This is a genomic window from Herbaspirillum sp. BH-1 (assembly GCF_002870055.1).
In the GTDB taxonomy this organism is placed as follows: domain Bacteria; phylum Pseudomonadota; class Gammaproteobacteria; order Burkholderiales; family Burkholderiaceae_D; genus Herbaspirillum; species Herbaspirillum frisingense.
On the sequence record NZ_PKOI01000001.1, the window covers coordinates 539,814 to 564,998 of the forward strand.

The following is a 25,185-nucleotide window of genomic DNA, read 5'->3' on the forward strand; positions in this document are numbered from 1 at the left end:
TAACAATATTCCAAGGAGACTTCTGTGCAGAGCACCTATACCTACCCACGCTTTACCTATCGGCAATCCGACGAGCAGCGCGACGGCGAGCCGCAGCTTCATCCCGTGGTCATCATCGGCGCCGGGCCGATCGGCCTGACCGCCGCCCTGGAATGCGCCGCGCGCGGCCTGCCGGTGGTGGTGCTGGATGACAACGACACCGTCAGCATCGGCTCGCGCGCGGTCTGCTATGCGCAGCGTCCGCTGGAGATATGGGACCGGCTGGGCGTAGCCAGGCGCATGGTGGACAAGGGCGTGAGCTGGCAGGTGGGCAAGGTGTTCTTCGAGGACCGCCAGGTCTATCGCTTCGACCTGCAGCCCGAGGCGGGGCACAAGATGCCGGCCATGATCAATCTCCAGCAATACTATCTGGAGCAATACATGGTCGAAGCCTGCCAGGCCCATCCCCTGATCGAGCTGCGCTGGAAGCACAAGGTGCTCAATCTGAAGCAGGACGATCACTGCGCCACGCTGTCGCTGGAGACACCGGACGGCTTCTACCACACGCAGGCGCAATGGATCATCGCCTGCGACGGTGCCAACAGCGATACCCGCAGGATGGTGGGCGCAGCATTCAGCGGGCAGTTCTTCCAGGACCGCTTCCTGATTGCCGACGTCATCATGAAGGCCGGCTTCCCCGCCGAACGCTGGTTCTGGTTCGACCCGCCTTTCCATCGCGGCCAGAGCGTGCTCCTGCACAAGCAGTGCGACAACGTCTGGCGCATCGATTTCCAGTTGGGTTGGGATGCCGATCCGCAAGAAGAGAAGAAGCCCGAAAAGGTGATTCCTCGCATCCAGGCCATGCTGGGCAAGGACGTGGAGTTTGAACTGGAATGGGTCTCGGTGTACCAGTTCGCCTGCCGTCGCATCGACAACATGCGCTACCAGCGCGTGCTCTTCGCGGGTGACGCCGCGCATCAGGTCTCGCCCTTCGGCGCCCGTGGCGCCAATACCGGGGTACAGGATATCGACAACCTGGCCTGGAAACTCAAGCTGGTCATCGATGGCCATGCCCCGGTCAGCTTCATCGACAGCTACCATGAGGAGCGCGCCTGGGCGGCCGATGACAACCTGCGGCAATCGACCCGCTCGACCGATTTCATCACCCCCAAGAGCCCGGTGAGCAAGCTTCTGCGTGACGCCGTCCTGAGTCTGGCCGAGACCGAGGCGTTTGCGCGTACCCTGGTCAACAGCGGCCGCCTGTCCACGCCCACCCCCTACCGTGACTCGTCCCTTAACACCCCTGACAGTGCGTTCTTCAGCGCACACATGGCCCCCGGCACTCCCTGCGCCGACGCCCCCATCCTGCGCGATGGTCGCCCCGGGTGGCTGCTGGAAGAACTGGGAGAGGGCTTTACCATCCTGGTGTTCGCGGCCGAGGCGCCGGATCTGGTCATTGACGTTCCCGGGGTCGAGGTCAGGATCAAGACCATCGCCGCACCCGGCTCAGGCGCCGACCTGATCGACCTCGAAGGCCTGGCCGCCCGGCGGTATGCGGCACGTGCCGGCAGCACCTACCTGATCCGTCCCGATCAGCACGTCGCAGCCCGCTGGCACCAGGCCGATGCCGCCGCGATCATGGCGGCCGTGGCGCGTTGCGTCTGTCATTGTGTGGCGTAGATGGCTGCGCTCTGGCGCTGGCGTTTGAGGTGGTACATGCCCTGGTCGGCGCGCGCCAGCAGTGCGTCGATGCTGCTGCCATCATCCGGGTAGCGGGCGTGGCCGAGGCTGGCGCTGATGCAAAGCGCATCGGCGCCGATCTGGAAGGGCTGCGACAGGGCCTGATGCAGCTTGTCGCGGATAATGCCGATGTCCCCGGCGGACACGATCTCGGTGAGCACCACGAATTCATCGCCGCCGATACGCGCAATGGTATCGGCGTGGCGCAGACTGTCTGACAGGCGGCTGGCGATCTGCATCAACAGCAGGTCGCCCGCCGCATGACCGTAGCGGTCATTGACCGTCTTGAACCCGTCCAGGTCCAGGAACAGCAGGGCGAAGGCGCCCTGTTCGCGCTCGGCGCGGGTGAGGGCGGAGCTGATCCGCTCTTCCAGCAGCAGACGGTTGGGCAGGCCGGTGAGGCCATCGTAGAGCGCTTGCCGGCGCAGGCTTTCATTGAGCGCGCAGGCCTGTCCCAACTGTTCGCTGAGATGCCGGCAGCGACGACGCGCATGCCGCAGCAGGCCGCCGAAGATGCCCATGGCACCCAGGCAGGCGCCGCTGACGGCCAGTTGCCCGATCAGGGCCAGTTCGCTGTTATCCATCCCAAACATAGAAGACCGCACCTTCCTTCATTGCGACGCACATGAATCCCCGGCCATAGATGTTCCTGATCTCGAACCGGGTATGGACGAGTTGCGCCAGCTTCTTCCGGATGCGATAGATGATGGTATCGATGCGATGAGGATCGAAAATCTCCGCCGTGATGTTGAGCGCATGCAGCAACTGTTCCGAACTGACCGGAAAATGCGGACTGAGAAACAGCGTGGTCAGGATCGCGCATTCCTTGTCGCTCAGCGCCAGTCGCTCGTTATGCGGGCTGACCAGAGTCCCCTGGCGGCGGTACAGGCTCCAGGCTTCGGGAGGCCCATTGGTGGGCGCATGCCGGATATGCAGGCGTCGCATGAAAGAGCGTATCGTCGCCAGCAATACGGAATCCCTGACCGGCTTGTGCAGGAAGTAGTCGGCGCCGTCATGCAGTGCGTTTTCATGCGCCGCTTCACTGCCGTTGTCGGCAATGACGACGATGCCCAGCAGCGGGAATTTCTGGCGCAGGTCCGCCACCAGTGGACGCAAGCCGCTGGTGATCCGGCGCGTCTCGAGAATGAGGATGGCCGGTTTTTTTTTTGAACCTCGCCCTCCAGCTGCGACAGTGCCGCTACCGCCCTGACCGGAAGTCCACTCGCTTCAAGGACCTTCAGCACGCTCCCCGGTCCCGTGTCTGGATGCTCTACGATTAACACTGCCACGTCGACTCACATCCCCAAAATGAAACAGCCCTGATCTGTTATAGCGCTCTCAACGGATGAGTCTGATTATTGGTTACGTTATACCCGCTTTTGTAAGCGGGGAGATTCACAGAAAATCTCTTGAAAATTGCCATTTTGCAATAAATTGCCTTCTCATGATCATGCCCGATGCAATGGCTTACAGGCCTGACGAAGCTCAAGACGGCGTATGGGTGGGAGGGGAAGGGGGATGGGGATGCGCCGGTGAGCCGGATGCCCGCAGGAGAGCGGGCATGCGCGCAAGGAAGAGGGGAGAGCGGGTGCGGCTGGTGCAGCGCAGTGGCCTTGCGGAGCACCGGTTGTGGTCATGCATTCATTCGATGTCCCGACCGAAATACTGGGCCACGTCGCCCTCGGTCCAATCCTTGATGACGTCGCGCTCCAGCAGCACGCGATACTCGGAACGGACCTCGCCGGCTCCCAGCTGGATCGCGCGATTTTCCAGCGTGTAGACGGTCTGGTGGATGCGGGTGGTCATCGAGACATGCCGGATGACGGCGCCGATTTCCGGCTCCTGCCGGTCGTCGTTGGCGGGAATGTCCATGGCGCGTCCTATTTCATCTGCGCGCGCCGGGACAGGATCTTCTCGATCTTCTCCTTCAGCGTGGCGGCGTTGAATGGTTTGACGATGTAGCCGTCGGCCCCTTCCTGGGCAGCCATGACGATGTTCTCCTTCTTGGCCTCGGCGGTGATCATCAGCACCGGCAGGTGCGCCAGCGCGGGTGAAGAGCGAATCTTCTTGAGCAGGGTCAGACCGTCCATGACAGGCATGTTCCAGTCGGTGAGCACGAAGGTGATATTGGAGGCGCCGGACTCCAGGATCTTCAGCGCCGTGGAGCCATCGTCGGCTTCCACGATCCTGGTGTATTCCAGTTCCTTGAGCAGACCGCTGACAATGCGGCGCATGGTCGAAAAATCGTCGACGACGAGAAAATGCTGGTCTGTATCTGCCATGTGACTTGTGCCTCAAGCGATGACGTATCTCCCCTCAGGTCAGCAAGATGCATGCCGGCAGGTACAGCCGGCCAGACACCTGCGTCATCACGACGATTCAGGTGAACGGTGGCGGTCATGCCAGCAAGTGCAGCCGTCGCCATGGCCGGTGGGCCGGAGGGGGAGGGACGACGAAGCCCTTGTTATACCAGAAGTCAAGTGGCCGCCAAACCTGTGCGTAAGCGGGAAAGCGCCCGCTTTTTTCGCTTTGCCGATCTGCCCGCATCGGCGTGCAATGCAAACTGTCGCTCCATGCGCTGGGTCGTGCCTACCATGAAAGACGGTGTGTCATGCGAGCCGGCAGTCAGATCTGGCATTTGTGCAAACGCGAATCCTGCCAGCTCGGTGCTTGCCCTACATCGATGTGGCCGACCGTGGGCCATGCCGATGAGCCGATAAGGCTGGACTCTACCCCTCTGTTCGGGACAGGGGGCGGTCGGCGTCCAACGTATCATCGCCTGCGCGCCGACGTGACCCCACCGGCCCCATTCCAATCCACACCAAGACTCACATGAATCCTCTCCGTCGTCTCCGCCTGGGTACGCGCCTGGGTGCCGGCTTTGCCGTTCTCCTCGCGTTGCTCATCATCACCACCCTGGTCGGCATCATCCGCATGTCATCGCTGGACCATACTGCCAGCGAGCTGAGCAGTCGCATCTATCCCAAGGTCAATGCGGCCCAGAAGATGCAGTACCTGATGATGAACATCGCCCGTTCAGCGCGCAACATCATCATCCTGAACGACCAGGCCCAGATGGCGAGCAACCAGCAATCCATCGACAAGGATCTGGTGGAATTCCAGAAGGCGCTGGATTATCTGCGCAGCAATGTGGCCACCGAAGAAGGCAAGCGTCTGATCAATGCGGTCGACGAAGCCAGCAAGAACTACTTTGCCTTCACCAGTGATGTCGTGGCGCTGGGCCTGAAGAACCAGGGAGAAGAAGGGCAACGTCTGCTGTTCGGTCCGCGCTACAAGACCCAGGGTGAGTTGCTGGAATCGCTGCGTCAGCTGGTGGCGCGTTATGAGGAACAGATGCGCGAGGCCACCACCGCCGCACATGACACCTATGTGAATTCGGCCGCCATCCTGATCGTCTCGGCGGTCATTGCGATCTTGATCGGTCTGATCGCCGCCTTCATGATCAGTCGTTCCATCACCGTGCCGATGGCCGATGCCCTGGACGCTGCACGCAAGGTGGCCAACGGTGACCTGACCAAGCACATCGATGATCGTGCTCCCGACGAAACCGGAGAACTGCTCGGTGCCCTGCGCGAGATGAACCATTCGCTGGTGGATATCGTCTCCAGCGTGCGCACCGGTGCCCACACCATTGCCACCGCCTCGCAGGAAATCGCGGCCGGCAACCAGGATCTGTCCTCGCGTACCGAACACCAGGCCAGTTCGCTGGAAGAAACCGCCTCGTCCATGGAAGAACTGACTTCTACCGTGCAGCAGAACAGCGCCAATGCCCGCCAGGCCGCCGAGATGGCGCAGGCCGCCTCAACCATCGCCGGTCAGGGCGGCGAGATCGTCGGGCAAGTGGTGGCGACCATGGACGACATCGACGCCTCCGCGCGCAAGATCGTCGACATCATCGGCGTGATCGATGGAATTGCCTTCCAGACCAATATCCTGGCCTTGAATGCTGCAGTGGAGGCCGCCCGTGCCGGCGAGCAGGGGCGTGGCTTCGCCGTGGTGGCCACTGAGGTGCGCAGCCTCGCACAGCGATCGGCTGCGGCCGCCAAGGAGATCAAGGTGCTCATCGGCGATTCGGTGCAGAAGGTCGATTCGGGCGCGCATCTGGTCAAGCAGGCCGGACAGACCATGCAGGAAATCGTGCAGAGCGTGGCCCAGGTCAATACCATCATCGGACAGATCAGCGCCGCGGGAGAAGAACAGCGCGCCGGTATCGAGCAGGTCCATCAAGCGGTGACGGCCATGGACGAAGTCACACAACAGAATGCGGCGCTGGTCGAACAGGCCGCCGCCGCGTCACGCGCCATGCAGGGGCAGGCCGGTGAGCTGGCCGAGCAGGTCAGCATCTTCCGACTGCCGGTACAGGGCGCTGCGTCGATGCGTTGATTGGTCTTGGCCAATGCCTACCGCGTGGATCGCGGGAGGGATCTGGACCAATAAAAAGCGGCTGCCTGAATGAAGACGGGCAGCCGTTTTTTTTTTTTGCGCGCTCGTGAGGAATGACGAGAATGTCGCCACGCACCCAGGGTGGGGAGCTTGGAGGGGCGCAGAGGGATGTGAAGACTGTCGCGACCGGAACCGGTCGCGACCAGGTCGGGGCGTCTCCGCCCGGCCTTACTCCTCGCCGCGTGCGGCCAGATCGATGGCGCGCACGATGGCCACGGCCTTTTCGATCACTTCTGCCTGGCTGCTCACGCGCATGCTTTTCTTGAGATGGTGGATGTCATCCCGGGTCTTGCGGCTCACCGGAACGTTGAGGAAGCCGTCGGGCTCGACCAGAAAGCGAGGCTGCGTCGCGGCAACGGTTTCAGGTGTCTTGGAACGTCTGGGCATGGATCTCTCCCTTTTGATTGGTCTGGATGAGGGCAGCGGAGTGCCTGCGGCAATATAACTGCGAACTGAAAAATATTAGAACTTATTTTTTCGATTTTACGTTTTTTCTTCGTCTTCTCCTATTTGGCGAGAATGCGAAGCTGATCTATAGCGCCATCGCAACATCGCAGGAAACAGAAAAGACCAGGCTTGCTGCAACTGCGTCATGGAGGTGATTTTCATTACCGTGGCAGCGGTCCGGCCAGTTTGAAACTTTAGTTTTCGTATGATCAGCTGCCCGCCCGTGTTGGACTATTCCTAGGTGGAATCGGCTGTACCGGGCAGCTTTTGTCAGGAAAGGATGAGCGCTTGCAGAAATTGCGGAAACCTAATATTTTTTCCTGACCTGCAGCTGTTTTTTGCCTGACCCGGACTTCACGAGAAGGGTGGGCGAATCCGGATCTCTGGGAAGAGCGGGCATGGTACTTGCATCAGTGCGGAGGCGTCCTGTGCGCTGCCCGATAGGGGTGGATGCGCATCGCAGGGGACGGGACATCGGGGGTATTTTCTAAGTTAGACATCGCCTGCATCGCCACGAGTGATACCGAAACAGGCTCCCCCTGTTTGCCCGTCAGCATGGATCATCAATTCAACGACAACAAGGGAACCACCATGAAGTTCGTCAAGACCGCAATCGCTGCATCCCTGGGCCTGATCGCCGGTTTGGCCGGATCGGCCCACGCCGACAACCTGGCCGACATCCAGAAGGCCGGGGTGGTGAAGATCGGCGTGCCACAGGACTTCGCGCCCTACGGCTCGGTCAATTCCGACTTGCAGCTGCAGGGGCTGGACATCGAAGTGGCCAAGCTGGTGGCCAAGGGCATGGGTGTCAAGGCCGAGCTGGTGCCGGTCCCCATCTCCAGCCGCATGGCCTTCCTGCAGACCCACAAGATCGACCTGATCATCTCGACCCTGGGCAAGAATGCCGAGCGCGAGAAGGTGATCGATTTCTCGCAGGGCTATGCGCCCTACAACAACAGCGTCTTTGGTGTGGCCGCCATCAAGGTGGCCGGTCCGGCTGACCTCGCCAACCAGACCGTGGGCGTGGCGCGCTCCACCTTCGAAGACCTGATGCTCACCGACAGCGTCCCCAAGAGCACCGTCATCAAGCGCTATGAAGACAACAACGGCCTGATCTCGGCCTATGTCTCGGGCCAGGTCCAGATCGTCGGCACCGGCGACTTCGTGGCCTATGCGCTGGCCGAGAAGACACCCAACAACAAGCCGCTGCTCAAGTACATCATCAATGTCTCGACCTGTTATGTCGGCATGAACAAGGGCGAGCCCGCACTCATGGCCAAGGTCAACGAGGCCCTGACCGCCTCCAAGAAGAGTGGCGAGCTCAATGGCATCGTCAAGAAGTGGCTCAATGTGCCGCTGCCGGAAAAGATCGCCACCACCTACCAGTAAGAAGCATGATCCGGTCCGCGTCGCGGGCCGGTACTGGTCCTCTGCACTGCGTGCCGCGTCCTGCGGCGCTGCTCTCCCCACTCCCCGCTCTCCACATTCCTGCCTTCCGCCCCGCCCAGGCCGTGTCCCCGGCCGCTGCCGTCGCAGGCGGGTACGTTTCTTGCTGGAAAAATGACAAGCGGCAACCTCGGGGGCGGCCGCATGCACCATTACTGGGGAATCATCATGAAGGTCTTTGGGAACCTGCGTATCGGCAGCCGTCTGGCTGGTGGTTTCGCGCTGGTATTGGCGTTGTCCATCCTGATCATGGGCATTGGCGTCTGGCGCCTGCAGGTGGTCAGCAATGTCACGCAGGACATGGTCAGCCAGTCGGTGCGCAAGGAGCGCCTGATCTCGGGCTGGTATGGCAACCTGCGCGCCGCCATCCTGCGCACCATCGCCATGTCGCGCAGCACCGACCTCACGCTCAACAATTATTTCCTCAACGAGGAACTGGCTTCGGTCAAGGAGAGTGCCGATCTGCAGAAGGAACTGGTGCCGATGTTCGACACCGCCAATGAAAAGGCGCTCTACGCCGAGATCGAGGGCATGCAGAAAGACTACAAGGCGATCACCCTGAAGATGATGGACCTCAAGTCCACCGGAGAACAGGACGCCGCCAACAGCGTGCTGATCCAGGAGTTCATGCCGCTGTCCAAGAAATACCAGGCCGCCATGCGCAAGCTGCAGCAGGCCGAGCAGGCCGAGATCGATGACGCGGCCGCCAACATTGTCGCGCTGGCCGCGCGCAGTCGCATCCTGTTGATGGTGCTGGAGGCGGCCGCGCTGGTCTTTGGCGTGCTGTGCGCCTGGCTGCTCACGCGTAGCATCGTGCGCCCGCTCAAGCAGGCCGTGGGCCTCTCGCAGCGGGTGGCCGCAGGTGACCTGACGGCGCAGATCAGCGTCACCTCACGCGATGAGGTCGGCCAGTTGCTGGCCTCACTGCAGGACATGAACACGCGCCTGCGCGACCTGGTCGCGCGGGTGCGGCATGGCACCGACGCCATTGCTACGGCATCCGGCGAAATCGCCGAGGGTAACCAGGACCTGTCGGCCCGCACCGAGCAGCAGGCCGGTGCGCTGGAGCAGACCGCCTCGGCCATGGAAGAACTGATTTCCACCGTCCGCACCAATGCCGACAATGCCCAGCAGGCCAGCCGCCTGGCGGCCTCGGCTGCCGGCATCGCCGGCGAGGGCGGGGTGGTGGTGGGGCGTGTGGTCGATACGATGGACGCGATCAACGGCGCGTCGCGCAAGATCGTGGACATCATCAGCGTGATCGACAGCATTGCCTTCCAGACCAATATCCTGGCCTTGAATGCCGCAGTGGAAGCGGCACGCGCCGGCGAGCAGGGGCGTGGCTTTGCCGTGGTGGCCTCGGAAGTACGCAGCCTGGCGCAACGTTCGGCGGCAGCGGCCAAGGAGATCAAGTCGCTCATCGACGATTCGGTGGACAAGGTCAGTGCCGGCAGCACGCTGGTGGAACAGGCCGGCGCCACCATGTCGCGCGTGGTCCAGAGCGTGGAGCAGGTCAATGCCATCGTCAATGAGATCAGCGTGGCCAGCACCGAGCAGAGCGAAGGTATCCAGCTGGTCAATGACGCCGTCGCGCAACTGGACGACATGACCCAGCAGAACGCCGCACTGGTGGAACAGGCGGCAGCTGCTGCGGCTTCCATGCGTGGTCAGGCAGGGGAATTGACGGAACTGGTCAGCGTGTTCCGGGTAGAGGGGCAGGCGGTGATCACGCCAGCGGGTGGGGCCGATGAGTCCGACGAGCCTGGCGCTTCAGCCGGAGGTCGCCGGCTTGCCTTGTTCTCCCGTCGTCGGCCGCTGCTGACGGCGTGAGAGAGGCAAGCCAGGGTAAAGCCGATGATGCAAGGGAGGTAGAACAGTGCAGGCCTGACGGGACGCCCTCGCGGTCGTCCCGTCATCTGCGGTGGTGGCTTGCTCTTACTGGAAGGTCGTTGCCATCTTGGTCGGCAGCGGCACATTGAGCCACTTCTGCACGATGCCATTGAGCTCGCCGCTCTTCTTGGCGGCGGTCAGCACGTCATTGACCTTGGCCAGCAGGGCGGCTTCGCCCTTGTTGAGGCCCACGCTGCAGCTGGATTCGTTGATGATGTACTTGAGCACGGGCTTGTTGTCCGGCGCTTTCTCGGCCAGTGCATAGGCCACGAAGTCACCGGTTCCCACCAGTTGCACCTGGCCCGAGACATAGGCCGAGATCATGGCGTTGTTGTCTTCGTAGCGCTTGATGGTGGCGCTCTTGGGAGCGGTATCGGTCAACTGCAGGTCCTGGAAGGTGCCACGGGCCACGCCCACGGTCTTGCCGGCCAGGTCGGCCGGGCCGGTGACCTTCACTGCGGCCACGCCGAAGACGCTGTTGTTGTACGGCGCATAGGCTTGCGAGAAATCGATGACCTTTTCACGCTCGGCATTCTTGCCCAGCGTCGAGATGACCAGATCGGCCTTGTGCGTCTGCAGGTAGGCGATGCGATTGGCGCTGGCCACCGGAACCAGCTGCACCTTCACGCCCATTTTCTGCGCGATCAGTTTGGCCACGTCGATGTCCAGGCCCTGCAATTGCAGGTCGGCGTTGACCGAGCCGAAGGGGGCGAAATCCTGCGGCACGGCGATGCGCAGGGTGCCGGACTTCTGGATATCGGCCAGTGCGTCGGCGTGGGCGGTATTGACGGCCAGTGACAGCAGGGCCAGGGAAACGGCCAGGGCCGGTTTTGCAAACTTCATGGAAACCCCTTGAAAAATAGATGCGTCTGGAGCTTTCCCAATTGCAATGAGCGTGCCAGACGCTATGGACAGGTAATCGGCCGGAATTGAATCGGTAATCGACCCGGAAGCGGCTGATCGGGGATGATACGCCAGGATGCCCTTCCTGGGCGGGTGTTCATGGGGCATGGAAGGGACGAACTTGGGGCGGGGGTTCACCAAGTTCGGGCTTGTCTCATTGATTGATAATCGCCGGCGGTACGCCTGGGCATCTACTTCAGGATGGATCCCCAATTCTGGCTCAAGCTGCAGGCCGAATACGATGTGCGGATCGCTCAACGTGAACTGCTGCCGAACATCAAGGCTCGCATCCGTTTCATCAAGGTGTCAGGCGTGTGAGGCGAGCGTGTTGCCAGCATCGCGCAAGGCCGTGGTGGGGCGCTACGGTTTTTTGAGACGGGGGAAATGGCGCTGCAGAAAGCGCGGTGGCTGCGCCTTGCGCTGGCTGGCAGCCCGCTTGCGCGGCGCTGCCAGAAGGGGGAGGACGATGGGGAGTGACTTAGAAGGCCGGTACGACCGCGCCCTGGTATTTCTCTTCGATGAACTTCTTGACGTCAGGCGTGTTCAGGGCCGCTGCCAGTTTCTTGATGGCGGCGCTGTCCTTGTTGTCTTCGCGCGCCACCAGCAGGTTGGCGTAGGGCGAGTTGGCATCTTCGATGAACAGCGAATCCTTGACCGGGTTCAGCTTGGCTTCCAGGGCGTAGTTGGTATTGATGAGGGCAACGTCGACCTGGTTGAGCACGCGCGGCAGGGTGGCGGCTTCCAGGGCGCGGAATTTCAGCTTCTTCGGATTATCGGTGATGTCCTTCTGGGTCGAGGAAATGTTGGAGGTGTCCTTCAGCTTGATCAGGCCGTTGCGGGCCAGCAGCAGCAGGGCACGACCGGAATTGGACGGGTCATTGGGGATGGCGATGGTGGCGCCATCGGGAATGTCGGCCACCTTCTTGTACTTCTGCGAATAGGCGGCGAAGGGCTCCACGTGAACCTTGGTCACCGGGACTTCGATATCGTTCTTGTGGCTCTTCTTGAATTGCTCCAGGTAGGGCTGGTGCAGGAAGAAGTTGCCATCCACCTGCTTTTCATTGGTCTGCGCCGCCGGCTGCACATAGTCGGTAAAGACCTTGATCTGCAGGTCGATGCCTTCCTTGGCCAGGGCCGGCTTGATGTGTTCCAGGATCTCGGCGTGCGGTACCGGAGTGGCGGCGATCACCAGCTTGTCGGCGGCGTGCGCGCCCACGGAAAAGGCCAGTGCGGCACCGGCGACGAGGTGAGGGATCAGTTTGCGGATCATGGTTTTTCTCCAGTCTTTTAGTGAGGATTGACGTTGTACGTCGGTGGTTCAAGCTTGGACGGGCACTTTGTCAGTGCCTGCCCCAGGGATTTACTTACGGGTGAAACGCAGTACCAGGCGGTCGCCGAAGAACTGCAGCAACTGCACCAGCACCACCAGGATGGCGACCGTCACCACCATCACTTCGGTCTGGAAGCGCTGGTAGCCGTAGCGGATGGCCAGATCGCCCAGCCCACCACCACCGATCACACCCGACATGGCGGCATACGACATGAGGGTGATGGCGGTGATGGTGACCGCTGCCAGCAGACCCGGCAGGGCCTCCGGCAGCAGGGCGCCAAAGATGATCTGGCGGCGCCGCGCACCCATGGCGGTACAGGCTTCGATGATGCCGCGGTCGATTTCCCGCAGCACGCTTTCGGTCAGGCGCGCAAAGAACGGGGCGGTCCCGATCACCAGCGGCGGAATGGCGCCGGTCACCCCCAGCGAGGTCCCCACCAGCCATAGCGTGAAGGGGATCAGCACGATCAGCAGGATCAGGAAAGGCACCGAGCGCAGCACGTTGACCAGCAGCGACAGCACCAGATAGATGCCACGTTGCGCCAGCAACTGGCGTCGATTGGTCAGGAACAGCAGGATGCCCAGCGGCAGTCCGAGCAACACGGTGAAGAACAGCGAGCCGCCTGTCATCGCCAGGGTTTCCACGGTGGCTTCCCAGACTTCGCCCCAGTCGATCTGCGAGAGGTCGATCAGATTGTTCAGCGTGCTCATGCCAGCACCTCGTGATCGATGCCGGATTCGCGCAGGCGCGCCAGCACCTGACTCACCGCCACGTCGCCGCCCGAGAACTCGACCAGCAATTGGCCGTAGGGTGTGTCCTTGATGCGCGCGACCGTGCCTTGCACGATGGTGGCCAGCGCCGAGGTGGCCGCCGTGAGCTGCGACAGGATGGGTTGCGCGGCAATCTCGCCAGCATAGGTCAGGCGCACCAGCTTGCCGTCGGGACGGCGTTCGTAGAAACTGTCGCCGGCCTCGTAGGCATGGTTCTCGGCCAGCAGCGCGCGGGTGACGGCGTGTTGCGGGCGCAGGAAGATGTCCACCACGCGACCCTGTTCGGCCACCGAACCGGCATCCAGCACCGCGACGCGGTCGCAGAGGGTACGGATGACTTCCATCTCGTGGGTGATCAACACGATGGTCAGGCCCAGCTTGCGATTGATTTCCAGCAGCAGGCGCAGGATGGATTGCGTGGTTTCCGGGTCCAGCGAGGAGGTGGCTTCATCGCACAGCAACAGGCGCGGCGTATTGGCCAGGGCACGGGCGATGCCCACGCGCTGCTTCTGCCCGCCGGAGAGCTGCGATGGATACTGGTCCCGATGGCCTTCCAGGCCCACCAGTTGCAGCAATTCATCCACCCGCGCAGCACGCTCCTGGCGGCTGTAGCGACCGGTGATCTTGAGTGGCCAGTCGATGTTCTGGGCCACGGTCTTGGCGTTCAAGAGATTGAAGTGCTGGAACACCATGCCGATGCGCTGGCGCAGTCCCAGCAGGGCATCGTGGCCGAGCACGGTGATGTCTTCGCCGTCGATGAGCACGCGGCCGCTGTCGGGGCGTTCCAGTACGTTGAGGGTGCGGATCAGGGTGCTCTTGCCGGCGCCGGAGCGGCCGATGATGCCGAAGATTTCTCCCTGGGCGATGTCCAGGTTGATGTCGTGCAGGGCGACGATGTCGCGCTGGCCGGCATGGTAGGTCTTGTGGAGTTGCTCGATGCGAATCACGTTGGTCAGTTTTAATGAAACTGACCGAGTCTAACTTTTAGTTATTAAGCGGGGAACGTACTAAAAGTTTTTAGCTTATGAGAAAAAACAAAGTTCGCTCGCCACGTGGCGGGAAAAATCGTTCGGCAACCCGGGAGATGGTCGTTACCTTTGCCGGCGTGTCGCAGCCAAGGCTTAACGCATGATGAGTCGATCCCGCAGCCATAGCGTATCCAGGCAGGGCCGCCCTTCATCACCATCGCCGCCGATGAGGACCAGGCCGTCCCCGACTTCGACGCTGATACCGTTGGCGCGAGGGCAGGGCAGGCTGTCCAGGTAATGCCACTGCCTGTCCTCCAGGACGAAGATGTTGCCCAGCCATTTCTTGCGCAGTCCTTCATGGGCGAAATAGTCGCCGCGGGCGTAGCGCTCCCAGGCGCCGGCAAAGTGCGTTCCGCCGGCGACCACGTTCATGTTCCCGACGCGACCGCCGAAGCAGCCACCGAAGCCGTCGTTGACCGGCACCGCGTGCGATGCCTGCCACTGCACGCCGGCAGGTCCCAGCCGGCCATGCTTGATCGTGCTGGCATGCAGGCCGGGTTTGACCTCACCACCCAGCAGATAGAAGTTGGCGCCATCGCGCACGGCCGCTGCCTTGCAGTGGCCGTGGTGGGGCTGGGTACCCATGCTGTGCCAGGTCATGGTGAGCAGGTTCAGGGCCCAGGTCTCGGCGTTCCAGTTGAATCTGGCGATGGGCCGGTTCATGTAGCGCACGGTGATGTCCTCGCGATCCTTTTCGTCGGCCGTTTCCAGGTCGCGGTGGAAAGCATCGAACTGCTCCCGATGGTAACCACCGAAGAACAGCAGGGTGCTTGCATTGACTGCGATGGCAGCGGCGCCACTCAAGCCCACCGGCAAGACGGTGTTCAATTGCTCCCAGCGGTCGCTGGCGTGCAGGTAGCGGTAGGCTGTGTCGAATTGCGTAGTGACCACAGCCGGGGACGCCTTGCCGAAGCCGCCAAATACGTAGACTGCATCGCCGGCGGCAATGACGACTGCGCAGCGCGGTGGTGGCCCGGGGAAATCGGCGCAGCGCTCCCAGTGATGGCCGGGAAGGGACAGGTCCAGGCAATACCAGCGCTGGCCCGCGCTGCCGAGGCCGGCATAGATGGTCTGGCCCACCCGCGCACCGCCGCCGTCCACGCACTCGCCCGGCAGGGCCGGCAGGTGCGTGGTGATGATCTGGTGGGGACGCGGAGGGGGCTGGCTTGGCATGGATTCGGTTTCTTGGACGTGTCATCGGAATGCCGGATGCAAGGTAAAAGTGCCCACCTTCCCGGTCAATGAGAAAAGTCCTAAAAATCGAATCCGTGTGCGTGCTTGTGAAAATGGAAACGCCTCCGTCGTTGGCCGTCTGGGCAAGATGGAGGTGATCGTGAGTGATCCGTATGGAGCGCGAAAGCTCAGGCCGGGGGCGATCTCAGGCCTGGAGCGATACGCGAAAGGCAGGTAGGGGAAGAGGTAGGCAAGCGCGCCGGTGCCGCGCCAGAGCAGCTACCGGGCCGGGCCGCGTCAGGCCGGCAGCGCCGTGGCAAGCTCGCAGGCCAGCACCTGCCGCACGGCGGCGACCACGTAATCGATCTCCGCTTCTGTGGTGCCGCGTCCCAGCGAGAAGCGCACCGCATTGCGTGCCACTTCCGGGGAACGGCCGATGGCCAGCAACACGAAAGACGGCGCGGAGGCAGCCGAGTTGCAGGCCGAGCCGGCCGATACCGCGATGCCCAGCAACTGGCTGGCCAGCGTGCCATAGCGGGTGGGCGGGAAGCTCACGTTCAGGTTGTGGGGTACGCGCTGCTCGGCGCTGCCATTGAGCTGCACGCCGGGCAGGTCTGCCAGCCCCGCCCACAGGCGATCGCGCAGGCTGCGGATGCGGAGGCCTTCTTCCTGCAGCAACTGGCCGGCCAGGGCGAAGGCTTCGCCCATGCCGACGATCTGGTGCGTGGCCAGGGTGCCGGAACGCATGCCGTTTTCATGGCCGCCACCATCGATCTGGGCTTCCAGCTTCAGGTCCGGATTGGTGCGCACGTAGAGCGCGCCTATGCCCTTGGGGCCATACACCTTGTGCGCGGAGAAGGACATCAGGTCCACCGGCAACTGCGCCAGGTCGATGGCGATCTTGCCGGCGGCCTGCACCGCATCGACGTGGAATACCACGCCGCGTTCGGCGCAGAGGCGACCCAGTTCGGCGATCGGCTGGATCACGCCGATCTCGTTGTTGACGTACATGACCGACGCCAGCAGCGTATCGTCGCGCAGGGCGGCGCGGAACTGCTCCGGGGTGATCAGGCCATCGGCGCCGGGCTGCAGATAGCTGACCTCGAAGCCGGCCTTCTCCAGGGTGTGCATGGTATCGAGCACGGCCTTGTGCTCGGTCGCCACGGTGATCAGGTGCTTGCCACGTCCACGCGCGCGCAGGGCATGGGCGCAGCCCTTCAGGGCCAGGTTGTTGGATTCGGTGGCACCGGAGGTCCAGATGATTTCATTGGCCTGCGCACCCACCAGGGCAGCCACTTGCGCCCGCGCATGATCCACGGCGCGTCGCGCCTCCCAGCCGAAGGGATGGGAGCTGCTGGCGGCATTGCCGAACTTGTCGGTGAGGAAATCGCACATCACCCGCGCCACCTGCGGATCGACCGGCGTGGTCGCGCCATAGTCAAGGTAGATGGGGAATTGCAGATCGGCCGGCGGGCGACAGGGGGCAGGGGCGTTCATGTGGGCGTGGTCGGACTAATCGGAATAATCGGAAGCTCGGGGTTGATCCAGCCGTGCGGCCGGCACATCGTATCCATACGTCATGGGTCATACGTTAGCGCGCCTGGCCACGCCGGGAAAAGGACTTTGAAGGTATTTGTATATACGCTTTACAGTTTTTCCTGGCGGCAATGCCGTGGCAGCAAGCGCAATGGCGCCAGCGGCGGCCCTGATTCCCTCGAATTCCAGGTCAAGCAACGCCGGCATGCATTTGCTTATACAAAATTATTATACTGAAATAGAATACAGACAAACCTATAATTCGAAAATCATATGCAAGCACTTTGATCAAGGAAAGCGATTTCGATGGACCTGAACCAGCTGGAGGCATTTGCGGCGGTAATGACCCTGGGTAGTGTGACCGGTGCCGGTCGCAGCCTGGGGCGTTCGCAGCCGGCCGTCAGCAAGGCCGTCGGTGATCTGGAGGCCGAGCTGGGCTATGCCCTGTTCGACCGCAACGGCCCGCGGGTCACCCCCACAGCCAAGGCCTTCCTGCTCTATGAAGAAGTGGAGCGCTCGCTGGTGGGCCTGCGCAGCATCCGCGAACGTGCCCAGGAAATCGCCCGGGAAGAAGTCCATCCCCTGCACCTGGTAGCGACTCCCGCGCTGGCCTCGACCATTGCGCCGGCCGCCCTGCAGTTGCTGGCCAGCGACAAGGGGCGCGCCTTTCCCGAACATGTCCATCTGCGCAGCGCGTCGGCCGAGCAGGTGGTGCATGCCGTCCTGCACCGTACCGTGAGCCTGGGGCTGACGTCCTTGCCGGTGGCTCATCGCGGGCTGGACCTGCACTGGATCGGCGAGGCGCCCTGCGTGGCGGTGGTGCGCGCCGACCATCCCCTGGCCGGGCGCGACAAGCTGACCCGCGCTGCCCTGCGCGGGCAGCGCGTCATCACCATGTCCAATCGCTACCGCCTGCGCCAACGCGTGGAGAGCGCCCTGGGCGAAGACAGCCAGCTGGACGTGGCCATCGATACCAACACCTCCTTCAACGCCATCATGGCCGCCCGCGCCGGGCTGGGCGTGGCACTGGTGGAGCCGGCCACGGCCTATGGCATGCCCATCGAGGGGATGGTGGTCAAGCGGCTGGCGGTGGAGATTCCTTTCTATTTCGGCGTGGTCACACCCTACGGCAAGCCGGTCGAGGGGGTGACACAACGTCTGATCGATGCGGTGGAGCAGGCCGCACGCCACACCCTGCAGGGCTTCGTCAAGCGTGACGCCAGCCTGCACGATGAATTGTTATAAATGATTTGCAGTTTTTGCGGTGATGCAGGGCAGTAGTAGCAACGAGAAGCAAGCAACAGCGGCGTCAACCGGGAAGGGTGCCGCATCACAAGAACCCGAAACGAGACGATCGACGGCAAACTACCGTGCCGGCGACGTCTTTTCATGCTTTTGACGAGGCGATATGGACAACACCCAAGCGACAACATCGAGCGCCCCCAGCCCGGTTGGACTGGCCGCCCTGGAGGCGCGTCTGCGCCAGGACCTGGAATGGCTGGCGCTGCCCGGCAAGTCGTGGACTGCGACCCTGGAACGCGATGGTCAGCCCGTGATCGACGTGGCCATCATCGGCGGTGGCCAGGCCGGCATGGCCGCCTCGGTGGCGTTGTCGCACCTGGGTATTCCCAATGTCATCTACGATCAATCTCCCAAGGACTTCGAAGGCCCCTGGGCCACCACGGCGCGCATGGAAACCCTGCGCTCGCCCAAGACCCTGACCGGTCCAGCGCTGGGCTTTCCGGCGCTGACCTTCCGCGCCTGGTTCGAGGCCCAGTTCGGCCTGGCAGCGTGGGACGCACTGGACAAGATCCCGCGCCTGCAGTGGATGGATTACCTGCGCTGGTTCCGCCGCGTGATGCAACTGGATATCCGCAACGAGCACCGCGTGCTGGCCGTGCAGCCGCGTGCCGATGGCATCGTCGCATTGAAGCTGCAGTCGCCTGCGGGCGAGTCCACCGTGCTGGCGCGCCGCGTGGTGGTGGCCACCGGCCGCGATGGTCTGGGCGGTGCCTACCTGCCGCCGCTGGTGCAGCAATTGCCGCGCGACCGCTGGGCGCATTCGTCCGACCTGTTGGACTACGCCAGCCTGAAGGGCAGGCGCGTGGGTGTCATCGGTGGCGGTGCCTCGGCCATGGACAGCGCGGCCACCGCCCTGGAAGAGGGTGCGGCGCGAGTCGATCTGCTGATCCGCCGCAAGGACCTGCCGCGCATCAACAAGGGCAAGGGCTCGGGCAGTCCCGGCCTGGTCAACGGCCACCTGCACCTGCCGGATGCCTGGAAGTGGCGCATCCGCCATTACGTCAATGCCCAGCAGGTGCCACCCCCTTCGGGCAGCACCCGCCGCGTTTCACGCTTTGCCAATGCCCGTTTCCTGTTGGGGACGGCCATCGAGGCGGTCGAGGTCAAGCAGGATGGCACGCTGCTGCTGCAGACCAATCGCGGGCCGCTGGAGCTGGATTTCCTGTTCTTCTCCACCGGTTTCAAGATCGATTGGAGCCTGCGCGCCGAATTCAAGGACATCGCGCCGCACATCCTCAACTGGAGCGACCGCTATACCCCGCCGGCCGGAGAAGAGGACCAGGAACTGGCCGATTCGCCCTACCTGGGCCCGGTCTTCGAGTTCCAGCAAAAGACCCCGGGCAGCCTGCCGGGGCTGGAGCGCATCCACTGCTTCTGCTACCCGGCCGCTGCCAGCCATGGCACGGTGTCGGGCGATATCCCGGCCATCAGCGACGGTGCCTATCGTCTGGCGCAGGGCATCGCCGCGCTGATGTACAGCGAAGATGTCGAGTACCACTACCGCAATATCCAGTCCTATGAAGAGCCGGAACTGGAAGGCGACGAGTGGACCGAATCCCCCTGGGAGCTGCCCGCATGACGGTCGCCATTGCAAAGAGCGTGCTGCAGGCGCTGATGGTGGTGCTGTTGATGACGGTGATCGTCTTCTTCGGCCTGCACATGATCGGCAATCCGGTCGATATCCTGATCGGCCAGGACGTCGACCAGGTGGACCGCCTGCGCATCATCCAGGAGCTGGGGCTGGACCAGCCGGTCTGGCGCCAGTACCTGGCCTTCCTCAATGGCGCCCTGCACGGCAACCTGGGCAACAGCTTCGTGTACAACACGCCGGCCATCCTGCTGATCTTCCAGCGCTTGCCGGCCACGCTGGAACTGGCTTTCGCGGCGCTGTTCCTGGCGCTGCTGGTGGGGGTGCCGCTGGGCCTGTTCGCAGGCATGAAGCCCGACCATCCGCTCTCGCGCCTGGTGATGACCACCAGTATTCTCGGTTTTTCGCTGCCCACCTTCTGGATCGGCCTGATGCTCATCATGGCCTTTTCGGTCACGCTGGGCTGGCTGCCTTCGGGCGGGCGCGGCCAGACCGCCGAACTCTTCGGGGTGCAATGGTCGTGGCTGACGGCGGACGGCTGGCGCCACATGATCCTGCCGGCCATCAACCTGTCGCTGTTCAAGATCTCGCTGGTGATCCGCCTGACCCGCGCCAACGTGCGCGAGGTGCTGCCGATGGACTTCGTCAAGTTCGCCCGTGCCAAGGGGCTGTCCCCGGCGCGGGTGGTGCTGATGTATGTGCTGCGCAATACCCTGATCCCGCTGGTGACCGTGGTCGGCCTGGAGTTCGGCTCCACCATCGCCTTTGCAGTGGTGACCGAGAGCATCTTCGCCTGGCCGGGCGCCGGCAAGCTCATCCTCGATAGCATCAATGCCCTGGACCGGCCCGTGATCGTGGCCTACCTGATGGTGATCGTCTGCATGTTCGTCACCATCAACCTGGTGGTCGACGTGCTCTACAAGATACTGGACCCGCGCGTGCGGGTGGAGGCCAAGGCATGAGCGTGCCGCCAACCGAAATGACCCCGATGACCCAGGAGCAGGTGCGCGTCCGTGTGGCCGAGCTGTCGGCCTTCCAGGCGCCGCGCCGCGAGTCGCCCTGGCGCCGCGTGCTGCGCCACTTCCTGGCCTCGCGCTCGGCGGTGCTGGGCCTGGTGATCGTGCTGCTCTTGATCGTGGGCGCCATTGCCGCGCCCTGGATCACGCCGCAGAACCCCTATGACCTGATGCAGCTGGACGTGCTCGATGCGCGCCTGCATCCCGGCACCATCAACGGCCTGGGGACCTATACCTATTGGCTGGGAACCGACGGCCAGGGCCGCGACCTGGTCTCGGCCATCCTCTACGGCCTGCGCATCAGCGTGGGCATCGGTGTGGGCTCGGCGCTGATCGCCGGCGTGATCGGCACGCTCGTCGGCCTGCTGGCCGCCTACGCCGGGGGCAAGGTGGACACGGTACTGATGCGTTTTGCCGATCTGGTGCTGTCGTTCCCGTCGATTCTGGTGGCGATGCTGATCCTGGCTTACGTTGGCAAGGGCATCTTCAACGTCATGGCCACGCTGGTGGTGCTGGAGTGGGCCTACTATGCCCGCACCGCCCGGGGCCAGGCGCTGGTGGAACGGCGCAAGGAATACGTGGAGGCGGCACGCGGACTGAACCTGTCCTCCTGGCGCATCATGGTGCGCCACATCCTGCCCAACTGCCTGCCGCCGCTGATCGTCATCGGCACCCTGCAGGTGGCGCGCGCCATCACGCTGGAAGCCACGCTGTCCTTCCTCGGCCTGGGCGTACCCATTACCGAGCCCTCGCTGGGCCTGCTCATCTCCAACGGTTACCAATACATGCTCTCGGGCGAATACTGGATCAGCTTCTATCCCGGCATCACGCTGTTGGTCGTGATCGTCGCCATCAACCTGGTGGGCGACCGCCTGCGCGACATCCTCAATCCAAGGTGGCAGAAATGAGCGCCCTCACGCTGGAAGTGCGCCATCTGCGCACCCATTTCTTCACGCCCGATGGTGTGCTGCCGGCGGTCGATGACGTCTCGCTGTCGGTCGGCCGTGGCCGCATCCTCGGGCTGGTGGGCGAATCGGGCTCGGGCAAGAGCGTGACCGGTTTTTCCATCCTCGGCATGGTCGATGCCCCGGGACGCATCGTCGGTGGCGAAATCCTGTTCCAGGGACGCGACCTGGTGCGCATGGACAAGACCTCCCTGCGCGAACTGCAGGGCAACCGCATCGCCATGATCTTCCAGGATCCGATGATGACCCTGAATCCGGTGCTCAAGGTTGAGGCGCAGATGGTCGATGCCGTGCTCGCGCACAGCAAGGTGAGCCGCCAGCAGGCCCGCGAACTGGCCCGCGACACCCTGGGAATGATGGGCATCGCCAGCCCCGAGGAGCGGCTGCAGGCCTATCCGCACCAGTTGTCGGGCGGCATGCGCCAGCGCGTGGCCATTGCCATCGCCATGCTGCACAAGCCCGACCTGATCATCGCCGATGAGCCAACCACCGCGCTGGATGTGACCATCCAGGCGCAGATCCTGTCCGAAGTACAGAAGCTGGCGCGCCAGCATGGCACGGCGCTGATCTGGATCACCCACGACCTGTCGGTGGTGGCGGGCCTGGCCGATGAAGTGGCGGTGATGTATGCCGGGCGCATCGTCGAGCAGGGTAGTGTGGAGGCGGTGCTCGACGCGCCGCTGCATCCCTATACCCAGGGCCTGATCGGCAGCCTGCCCAGCAACAACCGGCGCGGTGCGCGCTTGCGCCAGATTCCCGGCATGACGCCCAATCTGCTGCACCTGCCGCCCACCTGTGCCTTCGCGGCGCGTTGCGAGCGCGTCAGCCAGCACTGCCTGGAAGCCCCCGGGATCAGCGAACCGCTGCCGGGCCACCGCGTACGTTGCTATCACCCCACCACCAGCCCACAGGGCAATGCGCAACATGGATAAGGCCGTCATTCCCCTGATCGAAACCCGCGCCGTCAGCCGTCGCTTCGGCGAGCGTCGCCAGGGCTGGCTGGAGCGCCAGTTGCAGGCACGCGGCTGGAGCCGTCCACCGGCCGTCACGCACGCCCTCGACCAGGTCGATCTGCAAGTCTTGCCCGGTGAAGTGGTGGGGCTGGTCGGCGAATCCGGTTGCGGCAAGTCCACGCTGGGCCGCGTGGCCTGTGGCCTGCTCGATCCTTCGGACGGGCAGGTGCTGATCAACGGCCGCGAGCGTTCCACGCTCACCAGCAAGGAAGAATCCGAGGCCCGCCTGCAGGTGCAGATGATCTTCCAGAACCCCTACGCCAGCCTGAACCCGCGCCTGCGCATCGACCAGATCGTGGGCGAGGCCGCGCAAGTCAACGGCAAGGTCGAGGGTGACCTGGATGAGTACGTCTGCCGCCAGCTGCTGCGTGCCGGCCTCGATCCGGCCCTGCGCGACCGCTACCCGCACCAGTTTTCCGGCGGCCAGCGCCAGCGCATCGGCATCGCCCGCGCCCTGGCGGTGCAGCCGCAGATGCTGGTGTGCGATGAGGCCGTGGCGGCGCTGGATGTGTCGATCCAGGCGCAGATCCTGAACCTGTTCATGGACCTGCGCGAAGAACTGGGCCTGACCTATCTCTTCATCAGCCACGACCTGGGCGTGGTGGAGCATGTCTCCGACCGCGTGGTCATCATGTACCTGGGCCGTGTGGTGGAGAGTGCGCCGGTGGCCGAGCTGTTCGGCCAGCCCAACCATCCCTACACGCAAGCCCTGCTGGCCGAGGTGCCGCGCATGGCGGCACGCAAGAAGGAGTTCACCGCCATCAAGGGCGAGATTCCCAGCCCGCTCAATCCACCCACGGGCTGCCATTTCAATCCGCGCTGCCCGCATGCGATGGCACGCTGCCGTGAAGAACAGCCGCTCCTGCGCGAGATCGCGCCGGGGCATATGAGTGCCTGCCATCTCAACGATGGCGGCTGAAAGAGATACAAAAAATCTAGTACCGAGCAGTCAAGAACTTGGAAATCCCGTAGTGCCTCCACCATGACCACACAGAGGAACCCGACCATGAAGAAGACCCTCCTGACCCGCCTGCTGGCCGTTGCCCTGACCGGCGTGGCCCTGGCCGCCGCTGCCGACGCAGCGCACGCGCAGAACCTCAACATCGCCTTTGCCGACCCGCTGTCCTCGCTGGACCCGCAATTGAACAACCACGCCGGCGACCGCTCGGTGGACCTGCATTTCTGGGACCTGCTGGTCCAGAACGACTACAACAAGCTGGTCCCCGGCCTGGCCGTGAGCTGGAAGAACATCGACCCCAAGACCTGGGAGTTCAAGCTGCGCCCCAACGTCAAGTGGCAGGACGGCAAGCCCTTTACCGCTGACGACGTGATCTTCTCCTACCAGCGCGCCCGCGCGGTGCCGGGCAGCGTGGCGACCTTCGCCGGCTACCTGCGCACGGTGGAATCGGTCACCGCCAAGGACCCGCTGACCCTGGTCATCAAGACCAACATCCCCAACCCGGACCTGCCGCTGAACCTGGCCTCGGTGCACATCGTCAGCAAGCACGTGGGCGAGAAGTCCACCACCGAGAACTACAACAGTGGCGCGGCCGTGGTGGGGACCGGCCCCTACAAGTTCGTCTCCTACACCCCGGGCGACCGCGTGGTCATGCAGCGCAATGACGACTACTGGAACGGCAAGGCCCTGTGGGACAAGGTCAACTACCGCTACATCAACAACGGCGCGGCCCGCACCGCGGCGCTGCTGTCCGGTGACGTGGACGTGATCGACAAGGTCTCGGTGTCCGATCTGGCCAAGCTGAAGCAGTCGCCCAACGTCAAGGTCTATCCCTACAACGGCCTGCGCGTGCTGCTGATCCAGCCGAGCTTCCACGAAGGCCCCAGCCCCTTCATCACCGACAACAACGGCAAGCAGCTGGACAAGAACCCGCTGCTGGACGTGCGCGTGCGCCGCGCCATGTCGCTGGCGATCAACCGCAAGGCCGTGATCGACCGCATCCTGCAGGGCGCCGCCACCGAGGCCAACCAGTGGATGCCCTCCGACACCTTCGGCTACAACCCGGAGATCAAGAACATCCCCTTCGACGCCGCCGAGGCCAAGAAGCTGCTGGCCGAGGCCGGTTTCCCGGACGGTTTCAGGCTGACCATCCACGTCCCCAACGACCGTTATCCGCAAGCGCCGGAAACCATGCAGGCGGTGGCCCAGTTCTGGACCCGCATCGGCATCAAGACCCAGGTCGAGGTGCTGCCATGGGCATCGTATTCCTCGCGTGCCAACAAGAACGAGTTCGCGGTCTCGGTCCTGGCCTGGGGTAACGGCACCGGCGAAGCCAGCTATGCCCTGGTCAACGTGCTGGGTTCGGTCGATCCCAAGAAGGGCATCGGCGCCTCCAACTGGAACCACTACAGCAGCCCGGCCGTGGACAAGGCCCTGGCCGATTCCACCGCGGAATTCGATCCTGCCAAGCGTGAAGCCATCCTGCGTGGCGCCGCCAAGACGGTGTCGGAAGAAGTGGGCGTGATCCCGCTGTACCACTACCAGAACATCTGGGCCGCCAAGAAGGGCCTGAAGGTCACCCCCATCAGCAGCGATCGCACCACCGCCATGATGGTGACCCAGGACAAGAAGTAAG

Annotated in this window: 22 protein-coding genes; 11 read left to right on the forward strand and 11 right to left on the reverse strand. The window is 63.3% G+C overall.

Annotation, left to right across the window (positions count from 1 at the left end):
• Positions 1-24 precede the first annotated feature (24 nt).
• Positions 25-1,659 (forward strand): FAD-dependent oxidoreductase, encoded by a 1,635-nt coding sequence (locus HBH1_RS02410; RefSeq protein ID WP_102661432.1) that lies wholly within the window; start codon positions 25-27, stop codon positions 1,657-1,659.
• Here the strand turns inward: HBH1_RS02410 and HBH1_RS02415 are convergent.
• The 4 genes from HBH1_RS02415 to HBH1_RS02430 all read right to left on the reverse strand — a co-directional run bounded on the left by HBH1_RS02415 (position 1,644) and on the right by HBH1_RS02430 (position 4,001).
• Positions 1,644-2,312, reverse strand: coding sequence for a GGDEF domain-containing protein (locus HBH1_RS02415; protein WP_006462466.1), 669 nt, complete (start codon positions 2,310-2,312; stop codon positions 1,644-1,646). The genes HBH1_RS02410 and HBH1_RS02415 overlap by 16 nt on opposite strands.
• The gene (locus tag HBH1_RS02420) at positions 2,296-2,835 is read right to left on the reverse strand and encodes a response regulator transcription factor (protein ID WP_233207496.1); all 540 of its coding nucleotides are present in this window, start codon (positions 2,833-2,835) and stop codon (positions 2,296-2,298) included. The genes HBH1_RS02415 and HBH1_RS02420 overlap by 17 nt, the downstream gene beginning before the upstream one ends.
• Before the next feature lie 525 nt (positions 2,836-3,360).
• Positions 3,361-3,591 carry a hypothetical protein gene (locus HBH1_RS02425; RefSeq protein ID WP_102661433.1) on the reverse strand — a complete coding sequence of 77 codons (231 nt, stop codon included), beginning with the start codon at positions 3,589-3,591 and terminating at the stop codon, positions 3,361-3,363.
• An 8-nt stretch (positions 3,592-3,599) separates the two neighbouring features.
• Positions 3,600-4,001, reverse strand: coding sequence for a response regulator (locus HBH1_RS02430; RefSeq protein WP_102661434.1), 402 nt, complete (start codon positions 3,999-4,001; stop codon positions 3,600-3,602).
• Positions 4,002-4,551: 550 nt separating this feature from the next.
• On the opposite strand from HBH1_RS02430, the gene HBH1_RS02435 reads away from it, so the two are divergent.
• Complete coding sequence (locus HBH1_RS02435; RefSeq protein WP_102661435.1) at positions 4,552-6,123, forward strand: methyl-accepting chemotaxis protein; 1,572 nt, start codon at positions 4,552-4,554, stop codon at positions 6,121-6,123.
• A 228-nt stretch (positions 6,124-6,351) separates the two neighbouring features.
• Here the strand turns inward: HBH1_RS02435 and HBH1_RS02440 are convergent, their stop codons facing one another.
• Positions 6,352-6,570, reverse strand: coding sequence for a hypothetical protein (locus HBH1_RS02440; protein WP_102661436.1), 219 nt, complete (start codon positions 6,568-6,570; stop codon positions 6,352-6,354).
• A gap of 651 nt (positions 6,571-7,221) precedes the next feature.
• On the opposite strand from HBH1_RS02440, the gene HBH1_RS02445 reads away from it, so the two are divergent.
• Positions 7,222-8,019: a transporter substrate-binding domain-containing protein gene (locus HBH1_RS02445; protein WP_102661570.1), complete on the forward strand. Its 798-nt coding sequence runs from the start codon at positions 7,222-7,224 to the stop codon at positions 8,017-8,019.
• A gap of 225 nt (positions 8,020-8,244) precedes the next feature.
• Complete coding sequence (locus HBH1_RS02450) at positions 8,245-9,906, forward strand: methyl-accepting chemotaxis protein (protein ID WP_166758211.1); 1,662 nt, start codon at positions 8,245-8,247, stop codon at positions 9,904-9,906.
• A 105-nt stretch (positions 9,907-10,011) separates the two neighbouring features.
• Here the strand turns inward: HBH1_RS02450 and HBH1_RS02455 are convergent, their stop codons facing one another.
• The 6 genes from HBH1_RS02455 to HBH1_RS02485 all read right to left on the reverse strand — a co-directional run bounded on the left by HBH1_RS02455 (position 10,012) and on the right by HBH1_RS02485 (position 16,668).
• Positions 10,012-10,809, reverse strand: a complete 798-nt coding sequence (locus HBH1_RS02455; RefSeq protein ID WP_102661438.1) for a transporter substrate-binding domain-containing protein — start codon at positions 10,807-10,809, stop codon at positions 10,012-10,014.
• Positions 10,810-11,347: 538 nt separating this feature from the next.
• Positions 11,348-12,139, reverse strand: coding sequence for a MetQ/NlpA family ABC transporter substrate-binding protein (locus HBH1_RS02465; protein ID WP_102661439.1), 792 nt, complete (start codon positions 12,137-12,139; stop codon positions 11,348-11,350).
• 90 nt (positions 12,140-12,229) lie between these two features.
• Positions 12,230-12,910 (reverse strand): methionine ABC transporter permease, encoded by a 681-nt coding sequence (locus tag HBH1_RS02470; protein ID WP_102661440.1) that lies wholly within the window; start codon positions 12,908-12,910, stop codon positions 12,230-12,232.
• Positions 12,907-13,917: a methionine ABC transporter ATP-binding protein gene (locus tag HBH1_RS02475; RefSeq protein ID WP_102661441.1), complete on the reverse strand. Its 1,011-nt coding sequence runs from the start codon at positions 13,915-13,917 to the stop codon at positions 12,907-12,909. Before HBH1_RS02475 ends, HBH1_RS02470 begins: the two co-directional genes overlap by 4 nt.
• Before the next feature lie 174 nt (positions 13,918-14,091).
• On the reverse strand, positions 14,092-15,171 hold the full coding sequence (locus tag HBH1_RS02480) for a YjhT family mutarotase (RefSeq protein WP_102661442.1): 1,080 nt from the start codon (positions 15,169-15,171) through the stop codon (positions 14,092-14,094).
• Positions 15,172-15,468: 297 nt separating this feature from the next.
• Positions 15,469-16,668, reverse strand: coding sequence for an aminotransferase class V-fold PLP-dependent enzyme (locus HBH1_RS02485; protein ID WP_102661443.1), 1,200 nt, complete (start codon positions 16,666-16,668; stop codon positions 15,469-15,471).
• Between the two features lie 345 nt (positions 16,669-17,013).
• On the opposite strand from HBH1_RS02485, the gene HBH1_RS02490 reads away from it, so the two are divergent.
• From HBH1_RS02490 to HBH1_RS02520, 7 genes are all read left to right on the forward strand, one after another.
• A complete protein-coding gene (locus HBH1_RS02490; RefSeq protein ID WP_102661444.1) occupies positions 17,014-17,952 on the forward strand; it encodes a LysR family transcriptional regulator in 939 nt (312 codons plus the stop codon).
• A gap of 163 nt (positions 17,953-18,115) precedes the next feature.
• The gene (locus tag HBH1_RS02495) at positions 18,116-19,588 is read left to right on the forward strand and encodes a SidA/IucD/PvdA family monooxygenase (protein ID WP_102661445.1); all 1,473 of its coding nucleotides are present in this window, start codon (positions 18,116-18,118) and stop codon (positions 19,586-19,588) included.
• Entirely contained in the window at positions 19,585-20,559 is a 975-nt protein-coding gene (locus tag HBH1_RS02500; RefSeq protein WP_006462491.1) for an ABC transporter permease, read from the forward strand. Before HBH1_RS02495 ends, HBH1_RS02500 begins: the two co-directional genes overlap by 4 nt.
• Complete coding sequence (locus tag HBH1_RS02505) at positions 20,556-21,521, forward strand: ABC transporter permease (protein WP_102661446.1); 966 nt, start codon at positions 20,556-20,558, stop codon at positions 21,519-21,521. The genes HBH1_RS02500 and HBH1_RS02505 overlap by 4 nt, the downstream gene beginning before the upstream one ends.
• Positions 21,518-22,510 (forward strand): ABC transporter ATP-binding protein, encoded by a 993-nt coding sequence (locus tag HBH1_RS02510; protein WP_102661447.1) that lies wholly within the window; start codon positions 21,518-21,520, stop codon positions 22,508-22,510. The genes HBH1_RS02505 and HBH1_RS02510 overlap by 4 nt, the downstream gene beginning before the upstream one ends.
• Positions 22,503-23,510, forward strand: coding sequence for an ABC transporter ATP-binding protein (locus HBH1_RS02515; RefSeq protein ID WP_102661448.1), 1,008 nt, complete (start codon positions 22,503-22,505; stop codon positions 23,508-23,510). The genes HBH1_RS02510 and HBH1_RS02515 overlap by 8 nt, the downstream gene beginning before the upstream one ends.
• An 87-nt stretch (positions 23,511-23,597) precedes the next feature.
• Positions 23,598-25,184 (forward strand): ABC transporter substrate-binding protein, encoded by a 1,587-nt coding sequence (locus HBH1_RS02520; RefSeq protein WP_102661449.1) that lies wholly within the window; start codon positions 23,598-23,600, stop codon positions 25,182-25,184.
• Position 25,185 lies beyond the last annotated feature (1 nt).